Annotated in this window: 9 protein-coding genes; 2 read left to right on the top strand and 7 right to left on the bottom strand. The window is 39.6% G+C overall.

Annotated elements, in window-relative coordinates:
• Positions 1-36: 36 nt before the first annotated feature.
• The 4 genes from DS737_RS10325 to map all read right to left on the bottom strand — a co-directional run bounded on the left by DS737_RS10325 (position 37) and on the right by map (position 5,209).
• Positions 37-1,251 (bottom strand): alginate export family protein, encoded by a 1,215-nt coding sequence (locus DS737_RS10325; protein ID WP_113997461.1) that lies wholly within the window; start codon positions 1,249-1,251, stop codon positions 37-39.
• 79 nt (positions 1,252-1,330) lie between these two features.
• On the bottom strand, positions 1,331-2,677 hold the full coding sequence (locus DS737_RS10320) for an MFS transporter (protein ID WP_113997460.1): 1,347 nt from the start codon (positions 2,675-2,677) through the stop codon (positions 1,331-1,333).
• Positions 2,678-3,067: 390 nt separating this feature from the next.
• Positions 3,068-4,192 (bottom strand): OmpW/AlkL family protein, encoded by a 1,125-nt coding sequence (locus tag DS737_RS10315; RefSeq protein WP_113997459.1) that lies wholly within the window; start codon positions 4,190-4,192, stop codon positions 3,068-3,070.
• 192 nt (positions 4,193-4,384) lie between these two features.
• Complete coding sequence (map, locus tag DS737_RS10310; protein ID WP_004638482.1) at positions 4,385-5,209, bottom strand: type I methionyl aminopeptidase; 825 nt, start codon at positions 5,207-5,209, stop codon at positions 4,385-4,387.
• A gap of 236 nt (positions 5,210-5,445) precedes the next feature.
• Here map and rpsB point away from each other — a divergent pair, with 236 nt between their 5' ends.
• Together rpsB and tsf are read left to right on the top strand one after the other, a co-directional pair.
• A complete protein-coding gene (gene rpsB / locus DS737_RS10305) occupies positions 5,446-6,198 on the top strand; it encodes a 30S ribosomal protein S2 (protein WP_005082020.1) in 753 nt (250 codons plus the stop codon).
• Positions 6,199-6,337: 139 nt separating this feature from the next.
• On the top strand, positions 6,338-7,213 hold the full coding sequence (gene tsf / locus DS737_RS10300) for a translation elongation factor Ts (RefSeq protein ID WP_005082022.1): 876 nt from the start codon (positions 6,338-6,340) through the stop codon (positions 7,211-7,213).
• A 55-nt stretch (positions 7,214-7,268) separates the two neighbouring features.
• Here the strand turns inward: tsf and DS737_RS10295 are convergent, their stop codons facing one another.
• The 3 genes from DS737_RS10295 to DS737_RS10285 form a co-directional block, all read right to left on the bottom strand.
• Positions 7,269-8,498 (bottom strand): multifunctional CCA addition/repair protein, encoded by a 1,230-nt coding sequence (locus DS737_RS10295; RefSeq protein WP_113997458.1) that lies wholly within the window; start codon positions 8,496-8,498, stop codon positions 7,269-7,271.
• 93 nt (positions 8,499-8,591) lie between these two features.
• Positions 8,592-10,862, bottom strand: coding sequence for an NADP-dependent malic enzyme (locus DS737_RS10290; protein WP_113997987.1), 2,271 nt, complete (start codon positions 10,860-10,862; stop codon positions 8,592-8,594).
• A gap of 218 nt (positions 10,863-11,080) precedes the next feature.
• Positions 11,081-13,930: a bifunctional diguanylate cyclase/phosphodiesterase gene (locus DS737_RS10285; RefSeq protein ID WP_005082026.1), complete on the bottom strand. Its 2,850-nt coding sequence runs from the start codon at positions 13,928-13,930 to the stop codon at positions 11,081-11,083.
• Positions 13,931-14,027 lie beyond the last annotated feature (97 nt).

Here is a 14,027-nt window from a genome sequence, read left to right as displayed (position 1 = left end):
CAATTCAATCCATTGAATCAGCAATAAAAATTTTTTTTAAAATTTATAATCTAACTGTAACCAAAGCTTTTCGGTATCGACAGCAAAATCTTCAGCCTGATAACTTGAAAATTTTGCTAATCCAGACAAGCCCATGATTGGTAATGCTTGACCATAGGAAAGAGAAAATTCTTGGCCATAGTTTAATCCTTTTATATCGCTTCGGTAATGATGTAGCTCGGTTGTTAATTTACCTTTACTGAATATATTAAAACTTGAGCTGATATAAAGATCACGTAGACCATTGGCTGGTGTATTTAAAAACAGGTCACTCCAACCATTGAAGCGATGTTTAGTTGCAAGTGGAGTTTGAAAAGCAATTTTACCGTTATCACTACCTAGAACTTCGTAACCAATTTCAACTTCACCAAGAGGTGCTTGTCCAGAAACTTGGTAGCCAAGTTCTAATGCATAATAATCCGTATCGTAAGTTAATGGCTGATCCGCATAGTCCTGTTGTTTTGCATATTCAGCACTATAACGAAAGTTTTTGTGCTTCCCTGTTAAACGAAGACCATAGCTTTGATTTGACCAAGCATTGAGGTCTTCAAAGTCAAGAAAATAGCCATAAACTACAGCATTAAGCTGAGGGCTATAACTGTATTTAATTTGCGCTAAATGGATTTGACTATCCTGTTTGCCGTCTTGCGCTTTTAATGCAACGGGTTTAGCTGTTTCACTACCAAAGATTGTGTTTACCTGTTCAATATAAGCATAGTAGAGCTGGAGTTTTGGATCAGCTTTAAAATTGAAGCTAATTGCATCGTAACTTTGTTCATTTTGACGCCAACCAACGGAGCCAATAAAACGTTGATTATCTAGATTGATAACTTGCCGACCTAATCGAGCATCAAACTTGGAACTGTTATAATTTAAATATAACTGATTAATATCTAAGTTTTTGGGATCAGGAACGGTGCTATAGGTGGTTTCGCTGTTTCGAGTACTATTAAAGCGATCATTGAGTTCGATGTTTGCTTCACCCTGTGCATATAGGCTCAAGCCTTGCCATGAGCCTGTTTGTAGTGCAGGGCGTATCCGCAAAGTAGCAGCTTCAGCTTTCTTTAATGGGTTGTCTTGATCAACCATTTCGAAACGTAAGCGGCTATCGAGTGAAAGCTTGGTGTTTGTCAAAAAATCGCTATTGGCAAGTAGATGTGTTGTAGAAAAACAGCCGAGTGCGATCAAAGAAATTGGAATGATTTTCATCATATTCCCCCTAGAGTTAAAATTAGATATAAGTGGTTAGGAGGGATGTGTGAATAAGCACATCCCTTAGAGCAGCGTTGAATTAAGCAGTTGAGTTACGTTCAAGCAAAGCTTGCTCAAACAGTTGTTGTTCTTTTTCTTTATGTTCGACTGAGAAGCGAATCAGAATGACACTGAATGCGGCAACAGTGACGAGGCAGCCTAAGATCATGAGACAAGTTTGGATGTCAAGTAAACCTTTGAGAAGGAATCCTGCGGCGACAGCACCAACATTACCGCCTGCACCAATAATGCCAGCCACACCTCCAAGCGCGTCACGATCAATAAATGGTACGAGTGCATAAGTCGCACCGCAGGCCATATGGGTAAACAGAGCAAAAATTGTCATTGCAAGTACGGCGAGCATGACAGTATTCATTTGGGAGAAAATGATGAGGAATAACCCTTCACCCAAGATCAGTAAGAATAATATCCGCGTACGTCCATCCAACCCTTTATTGGCAGCTACTTTATCAGAAACGATACCACCCAATGCGCGAGCAAATAGTGCGAGTAGGCCGAAAATTCCAGCAGTAAGTCCAGCTTCTTTCAAGCCCATATTAAAATGGTCCACATAGTACATTGCGGCAATATTATGAATGAAGATCTCGATGCCAAAACATGCTGCATAAGCGGTAAATAAAACCCAAACACGGTAATTACGAGCGGCCTGCATTAAAATAGCTGTACCACCTTTTTTAATATTACCAGCTTCTATACCTTGTTCTCTTAATTCTTTGAAGTTGCCTTGAGGACTATCTTGTGTCAGTTTCCAGTAAAGTATACCCACGATTACCATCATGATTCCTGGAACAAGTAGTGCGATACGCCAGCCCATTGCTTGTTCAACACCAAACATGATGATGGCACCTAGAATGAGTGGCATGATCGCTTGCGTTGCACCACCACCAGCATTTCCCCAACCTGCCGCAGCGGCATTAGCAGTACCAACAACATTTGGTGCGAACATGACGCTGGTATGGTATTGGGTAATTACGAAACTTGCCCCAATCGCCCCAATTAAAAGACGGAAAAATAAAAAGGATTCATAGGTATTGGCAGCAGCAACACCAAACACAGGAATACTGCCGAGAATCAATAGGGCGGTATAGGTCTTGCGTGGTCCATATTTGTCACAGAGCGGACCGACAATGAGGCGGATAACGATGGTGATTGCAACAGCTGCAATATTGATGTTTGCAATTTGGGCTTTGGTTAAATTAAATTCACCCGCAATTACAGGCATCAGCGGAGCGCAGGCAAACCATGCGAAAAAGCAAACAAAGAATGCCAACCATGTCATATGGAATGCACGCATTGCAGGTGTTGCGAAGCTAAATAAGTTTATTTCAGTTGCTTTCTTTGCATCTAGACTCATTTTTGAAGACATAGCCTTCCCCTGAACTGAACGAAATATTACTCTGTAAGCCAAACGTTTATGCTTACAAACCGAACAGAACGGACATCATTGGCCGCCAACAAATTTTTTTGAATCGACATTGATTCTGTATGTTATGAAGTATGCAAGGGATGTGCCAATAAAAATATTTAACCAAAAGAACAATTTAAAATTCTAATTTAAATCATGAAAATTAATTATTCTATTGTTAAAGATTCCGAGTGGGCAGTTTCTTAAATTTTAAAAACAGGAAATGTGATAGCAACTGTAAGGCAATATTGAATGAGTTGTTTTTAAATGGTGCATCATTTTTATACAGTTTGATTAAAAACATAGCGATCGAAAAAAAGCAGCCGAAGCTGCTTTGATAAAAAGAAAAGATTAGAAACGGTAGCCGATACCAACATAAGTGATGAGTGGATCAATGTCGATTTTAGTATTTGCACGAATCAACTCTTTACCTGTATTTCGGTCAGTCACATAAATTTTTGCCTCATTATTCATTTTTGAATAAGAAACGGAGCCAACAGCAAACCAATTCGGTTTGAAATCATAAGTTGCACCTAAAGTTACGATTGGTGCAAAAGTATCCGTCGCTTTCAGCTTAACAACGGGATCTGCCGATGATGTTTTGCGGTCTAATGCTGCACCAGCTTGATTATCATGGATATTTTGAATCATATGACCTGCTGCAATAAGATCTGATTCAATTGCAGGATTGATTTTTAATGAGTTAAAGTATGCGTACATCACACCAGCTCCGACATAAGGGCGGAATTTGTTGACACCAGTTTTACCAAATTGGTAGTGGAGTTCGACTGCGGGTAACCAAGCACGTGCTGTTGCAGCTTTGCCACCTTGTGAGAGATCGGTAATATGAATATCCTGTTTTAATGGGATATCAGCACCAATCTGTCCTATAAGACTACCTACTAGTTTGCCTAGTATTGAATCATCTTTTATAGGAACAGCATTTCCAGAGAGAGGTGCATTGACACTTCCTTTTCCATTGATATCTACTTTTGGAGGGATTCCTCCCTTAATTTCCAACGAAAGATTATCTGTGAAGTTGTAATTAAACATAAGTCCTATGGTATCAACATTAGCAGCTTCTAAACCTGAACCCTGTTGCTCCCATTGGGATAGACCATTGATTGTCGCTGTGCCAGAAAGAGCTCCTGGCAGCTCCTTTCCTCCAAGACTTTTATAAGTGTTAAAAAGGTTGTACCAGAGCTCTCCTTTGGGATTGTCACGATTAATTGCATTCATAACTGCATCGGTGGATACATCTCCAACTTTGGATTTAGTCCCTTCAGCAACACTGGTATTGATATTAATTGGATTTGCCGACCCTTGCGGCATAGCATGTAACCAACCTGCTGAAACAGAGAAGCGCTTAAATCCATCTCCATCTTTAAGGCTAAAATATGGTGAATCTGCAAAAGAAAGTGTAGGAAGGGCACATAAACCTGTCGCAATCATGCATGCAAATGATTTCTTCATCATCTTGGGACTCCATGTCCTAAAGTTTGTAAGGATTTTTCTAGCGCTCACCATAACGCTTTTTTATGCAGACTTTGTTTAGATAGAATTTATAATTGTTATAACTATGAAAAAAAATGTAGTAATTGAATTAAAATTGGGTGATTTTTAATCTAAAAAAGGGCGAGTACATAGGTACTCACCCTCAAAAACGAATTATTGAAAACGTGAAAGATCTTCTTCTGGACGGGCGGTTAATACCTCAATTCCTGTTTTTGTCACTAAGATCGTGTGTTCATATTGAGCTGACAACTTATGGTCTTTGGTGACAACTGTCCATTTGTCACCCAAAAGTTTAGTTTGCCATACACCTGCATTGACCATTGGTTCAATAGTAAAGGTCATTCCTGCTTCAAGACGCATTCCTGTGCCTTTTTGCCCATAGTGTAAAACTTGAGGCTCATCATGGAAAACATTACCAATTCCATGACCGCAGTATTCACGTACTACACTGAAGCGTTCAGACTCAACATATTGTTGAATGGCGTGTCCAACATCACCAAGATATGAACCATCTTTCACGGTCGCCATTCCACGATACATTGCTTCTTGTGCGACTGAGCACAGGCGATTTGCTAAAATAGAAGTCTCGCCACCAACGATGTACATCATATTGGTATCGCCGTGGTATCCATCTTTAATGACAGTGACATCAATATTTAGAATGTCGCCGTTTTTTAAAATTTTATTCTCAGATGGAATACCATGACAAACAACATGGTTAACAGAGGTACAAATCGAGTGTTGGAACGCAGGTCGACCTGGTGCTGCACCGTACCCAACACAAGCGGGAATAGCATCTTGTACATTTTCAATATGATTGCGACAGATTGTATCGAGTTCTAGTGTACTCACACCCGCTTTAATATGCGGTTTAATCATGTCTAAAACTTCAGCAGCCAATTTCCCTGCAACACGCATCTTTTCAATTTCTTCAGGTGTTTTAATTAATCGACGAGGAGCTGTATAAGTTGTATTCATGATCTCTAAAAACTTTTGGTAATTTGCAAGTGTCTATGGTATAAATAGCCGCCTATTTTATCAAATGCTTTTCGTGACAAATCTTCTTTATTTTTATTGGAGGCTTTTGCGGAATTGTTTGATAATAAATAGTCGTAAAAAATCCGCACATATATCGTCACATTACTCTGGGTGCCTAGCAATAGGTGGAGAATGCGGATATATGGAGGCCTAACCCAAACTTTAAGGTAAAGAAAATGGCAGATTACAACGTAAGCATGCGCGACCTTCTTCAAGCAGGCGCACACTTTGGTCACCAAACTCGTTTCTGGAACCCAAAAATGCGTCAATACATTTTTGGCGCGCGTAACAAAATTCACATCATCAACCTTGAGCACACTGTTCCTGCGTTAAATGATGCTTTGAACTTTGTTAACAACTTGGCGAGCAAAAAGAACAAAGTATTATTCGTTGGTACAAAACGAGCTGCTTCTAACATCATCCGTGAACAAGCTCAACGTGCTGGTCAACCATATGTAGATCACCGTTGGTTAGGTGGTATGTTGACGAACTGGAAAACACTTCGCCAATCTATCAACCGTTTAAAAGATCTTCAAACTCAATCTCAAGACGGTACTTTTGCTAAGCTTACTAAACGTGAAGCTTTAGAGCGTACTCGTGAGATGGAAAAACTTGAACGTGCTTTAGGCGGCGTTAAAAACATGGGTGGTTTACCTGACGCATTATTTGTAATCGACGTTGATCACGAAGCGATTGCAATTAAAGAAGCTAAAAACTTAGGTATTCCTGTAATCGGTATCGTTGATACTAACTCTAACCCAGATAACGTAGATTACGTTATTCCTGGTAACGACGATGCGATCCGTGCAGTTACTTTGTATGCTTCAGCTATGGCTGATGCGATTCTTGCTGGTAAAGAATACGCTCAATCACAAGCGAATGCACAAGCGAAAGGCGAAGAAGCTGCTAAAGAAGCTCCTGAGGCTTAATGCGTTTTGACGCAAGCTTGTCATTTTTGTGATTTAAAATGATGACAAATTGAGCGTCGAGAAAGCAAAACGGCCCAGAGAAACCTTTGGGCCGTTTTTGTTGAACAGATTTATATTCTACCGATTTTAGGAGATCAACATGACTGCAATTACTGCAAGCATGGTAAAAGAATTACGTGACCGTACTGGTCTTGCAATGATGGAATGCAAAAAAGCATTAACAGAAGCAGGCGGTGACATCGAACTTGCGATTGATAACCTTCGTAAATCAGGTCAAGCAAAAGCTGCTAAAAAAGCAGGCAACATTGCTGCTGATGGTGCGATCACGATCGTTCAAAACGGTAATAAAGCGATTCTTGTTGAAGTTAACTGTCAAACAGACTTCGTTGCTAAAGACGAAAACTTCAAAAACTTCTCTGATAAAGTAGCGACAGCTGCACTTGCTGCAAATGAAACTGATGCTGCGAAAATTGCTGAACTTAAACTTGAAGATGGTTCTACTGTTGAAGAAGCGCGTGTTGCACTTGTTCAAAAAATCGGTGAAAACATCCAAGTACGTCGTGCTCAAATCGTTGAAGGCGAAAACTTGGCTATTTACAAGCACGGTTTAAAAATCGGTGTTGTTGTTTCTTACACAGGTGATGCTGATACTGGTAAAGGTATTGCAATGCACGTTGCTGCGTTCAACCCAGTTGCAGTAAATGCTGAAGCTGTTCCAGCTGACTTGATCGCTAAAGAGAAAGAAATTGCTGAAGCAAAAGCTTTAGAATCTGGTAAGCCTGCAAACATCGTTGAGAAAATGGTTACTGGTTCAGTTGAGAAATACTTGAACGAAGTTGCGCTTGATCGTCAAATGTATGTTATCGACAACGATAAGAAAGTTGCTGATGTATTAAAAGCGACTGGTACAGTTGTTGCTCAATTCACTCGCTTTGAAGTAGGTGAAGGTATTGAGAAGAAAGCTGAAATGAGCTTTGCTGAAGAAGTTGCTGCTGCACAAGCTGCTGCGAAGTAATTCGTATCTTTTAAAAAACCCAGTCATTATGACTGGGTTTTTTTATAGCTTAAGTTTATTGTTTCTCAAGTTGTGCTTTGAAATCTGCTAAAGCTTCAATTCTATATTGAATTAACATTTCACCGATTTCAGGACCTTTAACGTGTTCTGGTAGGTCTTGAGCACGGATATTTCTCACTATATCCATGGCATTGAGTATAAATTGTGCTTGAGGATATGGGCGGTCTTCCATACCTAAACGGCCTCGTGCATCACATTCACACGCTTGCACAAATGCTCTAACTTTTTCAGGGCGACGTAATACATCTAAACGTTGTAGAAAACGCCAAAGCGTGCCTGGCTTTAAGATTTGTACTTGATGGCACTTTAAATGTTCTTTACATACGGTTAATGCTAGATTTTTGAGTTGTGTTGGCACTTTCAAGCGGTCACATAGGGTTGTGACAGGTTGTATACCGCGTTCCTCATGCATCACATGTCTAGGAAGTTCCTCAGGTGGTGTGAGTGCTTTACCTAAGTCATGTACAAGGACGGCAAATCGCACATCTAAAGCATACTCTGCTTTACAAGCTTGCTGAAGCGCCATTAATGTATGAATACCACAATCGATTTCTGGATGGTATTCAGGTCGTTGCGGAACGCCAAAAAGAGCATCAATTTCCGGAAATAAGATTTTTAAAGCGTTACAGTCTCTAAGAATCTGGAAGTATACATCTGCATGGTCTTCCATTAATGCTCGCGCTGTTTCTTTCCAGACACGTTCAGGCGTTAACTCATTTAACTCACCAGATTCTGCAATCTTACGCATTAACGCTAATGTTTCTTCTGCAACGACAAATCCATAAGATGCATAACGGGCAGCAAATCGGGCAACACGCAGTACACGTAAAGGATCTTCGGTAAATGCATCCGAAACATGGCGAAGAGTTTTTTGCTCTAAGTCTTTTTGACCACCATAGGGGTCATAGACTTGACCATCTGCATCCATCGCCATGGCATTAATTGTTAGGTCACGACGAATTAAATCTTCTTCTAGGCGAACGTTTGTATCAGTAAAAAATTGAAAGCCGTGATAGCCAACGCCTGATTTTCTTTCGGTGCGGGCAAGTGCATATTCTTCTTTTGTTTTAGGGTGTAGAAATACAGGGAAGTCTTTGCCAACGGGCTGATAACCCTCAGCGAGCAATTGATCGGGTGTTGCACCGACCACAACATAATCTTTTTCGTGATAGGGATGCCCAAGTAACTGATCTCGAACAGCACCGCCTACTAAATAAACTTGCATGAAAAAACCTCTATTCTTCACACAATCATGCTACAGAACAGAGGTTTTCTCAAGTCTCATGAGGAGCTTTTGTAGGCAAGCTCGTTCTAAACTTTAGTTTTGACTTTGTTGGATCTCTGCAACAGTTAATGCTGTCATATTGATCAAACGACGTGTTGTTGCCGTTGGTGTCAAAATATGAACTGGTTTAGCAGCACCTAACAAAATTGGCCCAATAGTTACATTATTGCCAGAAGTTGCTTTTAACAAATTAAATGAAATGTTTGCTGCATCTAGATTCGGCATAATTAACAAGTTTGCTGAGCCTTTGTAGCGCGAATTTGGGAATGCAAAATGACGGATATTTTCGTCAAGCGCTGCATCACCGTGCATTTCACCTTCAACTTCTAAATCAGGCGCTTGCTCTGTGAGTAAACGATAAACTTCACGCATTTTCTGAGCGCTTGCATCATGCTGGTCACTACCAAAACTTGAATGAGAAAGTAGAGCAACACGAGGTGTAATACCAAAACGGCGTACTTCTTCTGCAGCTAAAATTGTCATTTCAGCTAACTGTGCCGCTGTTGGATTGGTATTGACATATGTATCAGCAATAAACAAATTGCGATCTTCAAGCATCAATGCATTCAGGGTAAAGAATGTGCTGCGACCTTCTTTTAGACCAATCACATTACGCACAAAATCTAAATGAATATCATAGCTGCTGTAAGTACCGCAAAGCATACCGTCTGCTTTACCAAACTTCACAAGTAACGCTGCAATCAATGTTGAGCGACGACGAGTTTCACGTTGCGCATATTCAACCGTTACACCTTTACGTTGCATCGTTTGGTAGTAATCTTTCCAAAACTCTTCGTACAATGGATTTTGTTCTTGATCAACGATTTCAATATTTAAGCCATGCTGTAAGCGTAAGCCTAATTTTTTGATATTTGCCTCGATTACAGTTGTACGACCAACTAAAATTGGTTTTGCCAAGCCTTCATCTACTGCGATTTGAACTGCACGTAATACACGTTCATCTTCGCCTTCAGCATATGCAATACGTTTAGGATCAGTTTTTGCTTGAGCAAAAATTGGTTTCATCAAGAATGCTGAGTTATACACAAACTCAGAAAGTCGTTGACGGTATGCTGAGAAATCTTCGATCGGGCGAGTAGCAACACCAGAATCCATTGCCGCTTTTGCAACTGCTGGTGCAATTTCTAAAATTAAACGTTGATCAAGCGGGCGTGGGATTAAGTAATCACGACCAAATGAGGCTGACTTTTCACCATAGGTAGCCGCATCTGCTTCTACATGTGCCATACGCGCGATAGCATGTACACAGGCAATTTTCATTTCTTCGTTAATGGTGGTTGCACCCACATCTAACGCGCCACGGAAAATATATGGGAAGCAAAGTGCATTATTTACTTGGTTTGGATAATCTGAACGACCTGTTGCCATAATGACATCTGGACGTACTTCATGTGCATGTTCAGGTAGAATCTCAGGATCAGGGTTCGCAAGAGCAAAAATGATCGGATTCTCAGCCATTTCTTTAACCATTTCTTTGGTTAAAATGCCTGCCGCAGAAAGACCTAAGAACATGTCTGCGCCAGCAATTACTTCATTTAATTGCGTTGCTTTAATGTCTTGAACATAGCGCTTTTTCGAATCATCCAATCCATCACGTGAAGTGGTAAGGAGGCCGCGAGAGTCAGCAACAATGATATTTTCTTTGTTTACACCTAGAGCACACAACAAATCTAGGCATGACAGTGCAGCAGCACCTGCACCTGAAGCGACGATTTTGATTTCATCGATTTTCTTATTTACGATTTGGAGCGCGTTGAGTAATGCTGAACCTACGATAATACTTGTGCCATGTTGATCATCATGGAACACAGGAATTTTCATGCGTTCGCGTAGTTTTTTCTCGATATAGAAACATTCTGGTGCCTTAATATCTTCAAGGTTAATACCACCAAAAGTTGGTTCTAATGCAGCAACGATATCAACGATTTTATCTGGATCATTTTCCGCGATTTCAATATCAAAGACATCAACGCCTGCAAATTTTTTGAAAAGTACGCCTTTACCTTCCATAACAGGCTTGGATGCTAAAGGACCAATGTTCCCTAAACCAAGAACTGCTGTACCATTACTCACGACGGCAACCAAGTTACCACGCGCTGTATATTTCGCAGCGGCAGAAGGGTCACGTTCGATTTCTAAACATGGAGCTGCAACACCAGGGGAATATGCAAGCGCTAAATCTCGTTGGTTAACGAGCTGCTTGCTAGGTGTCACACTGATTTTTCCAGGAGTAGGAAATTCATGGTAATACAAAGCGGCTTGTTTTAAAGATTGATCGTCCATCTGAGTCTCGATTGTTCCGATAATAATCATGCATATATATGACTGATTATTATATTAAGATAAGTGCACAAGAATATAGCACTAGTTCATGCTTTCGCCCAGTCAAAATAGCTTATTTTCACTGAATGATACGACTTATTGACAAATTATTTTCAACTAAAAATGAAGGGTTAAAGTCGTAAATTATCGCTGTAAATGTAAGATCTTGCGGTTGACAGTTAGCTATGCTGCTGTAGAAATTTGGTTGCGTCTAAAGCGGTCAATGGCTTGGCAAATAGATAACCCTGCAAGATGTCACAATTTTGTTTTTGCAAGTAGTCTCTTTGCGCTTCAGTTTCCACACCTTCCGCTACAACTTTTAAGCCAATGGTTTTGCCCATGGCGATCATGGCATTTACGATCGCATCTTGTTTAGAGTTACCAATCTTAGAAATAAAAGCTCGGTCAATTTTTAAGGTATCTATAGGATATTCAGTTAAATAGGCGAGGGATGAATATCCAGTTCCAAAATCATCTAATGCGATTGAGATATGGCGATCTTTTAATGCTTCTAATACCGTTTTCACCGTTTCGGTATTCTCTAAGAAAGCAGACTCTGTGATTTCTAATTCTAGATTATGACCAGAGATTTTATATTGCGATAAAATCGTATCCACATCATGTAATAATTGCCCACGGAGAACTTGTTGTACAACGATGTTGACCGCAATATGGACTTGGGGATAACCCAGCTCAATCCATCTCTGTAATTGTTTTGCTGCCTGATGTAATACAAATTGTCCGATATCAGAAATTAAGCTGGTGCTTTCTGCCAATGGAATAAAGATATCAGGCATGATCAGCCCTTTACTTGGGTGCTCCCAGCGTATAAGTGCTTCGAAACCATTCACCAGATTATCGTGTGTAGTCATTTTGGGTTGATAGTAAACGACAAGCTCATTGTTTTGGATTGCTTTTCTTAAATCAAGTTCTAAATCAGAATACTGTGCCGCTAAGTTAGCTCTTTCATTTGAATAGTAACGAATAGTGTTGCCGCCTAAACGCTTAGCCTCATTCAATGCTTGTTCTGCATGAGTATTTAAATTATCGACTTGACGACCATGCTCAGGAAACATCGCTACACCGATGGAAACACTCACAAAGTACTCTTGGTCAGCAATATAAAATGGTTGGCTAAAGTTCTCGACAATATTGTTACACAATTGATGAATAGGTGGGTGTAAAGGGGACATTTCATAAATAATCGCAAAATCATCAGCACTTAAATGCGCAACCAATAATGCATCGATATTGCTAATACGTAATCGCTGCGCGACTTGTTTAAGCAATTCATTGCCAGCTTGATTACTGACCAGTTCATTGAGTGTCCGAAAGCGATCTATATTCAAACGAATGACAGCGAGATGTTGTATGGCTGCTTCATTCACTAGATATTGATGCAGTTGCTGCTGATAATAGAACCGATTTGGCAAGTCCGTTAGTGTGTCGTAGTTGGTAAGATAAGATAATCTTTGTTCCTGATGCTTTCGTTCAGTTTGATCAGAAACGATACCGATATAATTGATTACTCGATCTTGTTCATCTTTAACTGCATTAATATGCATCCACAAGAAACATGATTTTTCTGAATGATAGGTTTCTTGGAACTCTCCTTCATATTCGTGTTCATGAGCTAAAGTGTCTAAAATCGAAAGTTGGAAGTTTTGGTGGTGAAGCTTATTTTGTTTTGTAATTTCAAAAAGTTGCTTGCCTAAAATGACTTGTTTATCAAGTTCGGTAATTTGTTCATATTTAGGGTTCACCTCAATGTAATTAAAATTTTCATCGAGTATGAAAATTCCTTCAGAAGCTTGTTCAAATACGCTTGCAGAAAGTTTAAGTCGTTCTTGGTCTTTACGCTCTTGGTTAATATCTCGATGAATGCCAACCATTCGTAAAGGTGTTTGATCTTCAGGATGACGTTGGATCACTTGTCCTACATCGTGAATCCAAGACCATTCACCATTTGGACGTTTAATACGGTAAGTTTCTTCATAGCGTAAGGTTTCACCACATATATGATGGTATAAGGCATTTTTTACGCGTTCGATATCATCAGGATGAACAATCTTATGCAGTAGCGTGTAGTGATTTTCAGAATCTCTTTTGACTGCTTGGCTATGGGTATTGGTGACACCAACAGTTTGGTTTTCTAAGTTCCATTCCCAAGGGCGGATACCGGCTGTCTCATGTGCAAAAGCTAAGTTTTGACGATGTTCTTCTAAACTTTCATTCATTTGAGTGAGATCATAAGTACGATCACGTACTTTTTGTTCTAACAAATGGTTATTGAATTGTAGTTGAGCTTCGATGTCCTTGGATTTATTTACTTCATGTTGTAACTGTTGACACAGCTCCTCAGTCCATTGATTGTGCTGCTCTGCAACATCGACTAATTGCTTATTTTTCTCAAGCACTTGAGATAGATGCTTATGAATCTTGAAAGTGGCATGTGCGCATAATAAAGTTGCAAAAAAGGTGAAGTAATATGCGAGGTAAAACAAGGTGTGTTGATGATCCCGAGATAACAAATGTGAAATAATCAGGGGCAGAACGCTTGGAAGAAAAAACAGAAAGAAATAACGAATATGCTGAGTAAGAAATGTTAGCGCGATGATATGTGAGGTTGTTAGTAATAGCGCAGTTAATGTCAGAATATGTGATCCAGTTAGTTGTGGAACCTCATGTATCAGGTAATACGTAATAATGATGGAGTTGATACCGAGCAACAAACCAGTGCTAAAACAAACAATTTGGAATAAAACATGACTTCTTTTAATAAAGGCTGGAGATGAATAACACTTCAAGGAAAAACGGCACAAAAAAAAGAAAATTAGAAGAAAAACGGCAGTGATGCTAATCCAAGCGGTAAAGATATTTGGAGTAAAAGAATAGAAAAGACCAAATAATGCATAGTCTAAAACACATATACCCAATACGCTAAGAACAAAGGATCTGATATGACTAGAGTAATTAATTTGATCCGTATAGATAAATGGCGCTAAACCTTGTTTCTGAACCCCAGACATACAAGAATAATCCTTTTCTTTTATCAGTACCTACAGTCTTTATTCTTTGTAAACTATAGCGTTGAGTTTATTTAAATTAACGTTAAACCCATTGAAA

The organism is Acinetobacter haemolyticus (genome assembly GCF_003323815.1).
Classification (GTDB): domain Bacteria; phylum Pseudomonadota; class Gammaproteobacteria; order Pseudomonadales; family Moraxellaceae; genus Acinetobacter; species Acinetobacter haemolyticus.
The sequence above is the reverse complement of the archived record's forward strand: the minus strand, read 5'-3'. Positions and strand labels throughout refer to the sequence as shown.

Coding starts and splice junctions, on each gene's coding strand:
- DS737_RS10325 (WP_113997461.1), bottom strand. CDS start 1,251: ATGATGAAAATCATTCCAATTTCTTTGATCGCACTCGGCTGTTTTTCT.
- DS737_RS10320 (WP_113997460.1), bottom strand. CDS start 2,677: ATGTCTTCAAAAATGAGTCTAGATGCAAAGAAAGCAACTGAAATAAAC.
- DS737_RS10315 (WP_113997459.1), bottom strand. CDS start 4,192: ATGATGAAGAAATCATTTGCATGCATGATTGCGACAGGTTTATGTGCC.
- map (WP_004638482.1), bottom strand. CDS start 5,209: ATGAATACAACTTATACAGCTCCTCGTCGATTAATTAAAACACCTGAA.
- rpsB (WP_005082020.1), top strand. CDS start 5,446: ATGGCAGATTACAACGTAAGCATGCGCGACCTTCTTCAAGCAGGCGCA.
- tsf (WP_005082022.1), top strand. CDS start 6,338: ATGACTGCAATTACTGCAAGCATGGTAAAAGAATTACGTGACCGTACT.
- DS737_RS10295 (WP_113997458.1), bottom strand. CDS start 8,498: ATGCAAGTTTATTTAGTAGGCGGTGCTGTTCGAGATCAGTTACTTGGG.
- DS737_RS10290 (WP_113997987.1), bottom strand. CDS start 10,862: ATGGACGATCAATCTTTAAAACAAGCCGCTTTGTATTACCATGAATTT.
- DS737_RS10285 (WP_005082026.1), bottom strand. CDS start 13,930: ATGTCTGGGGTTCAGAAACAAGGTTTAGCGCCATTTATCTATACGGAT.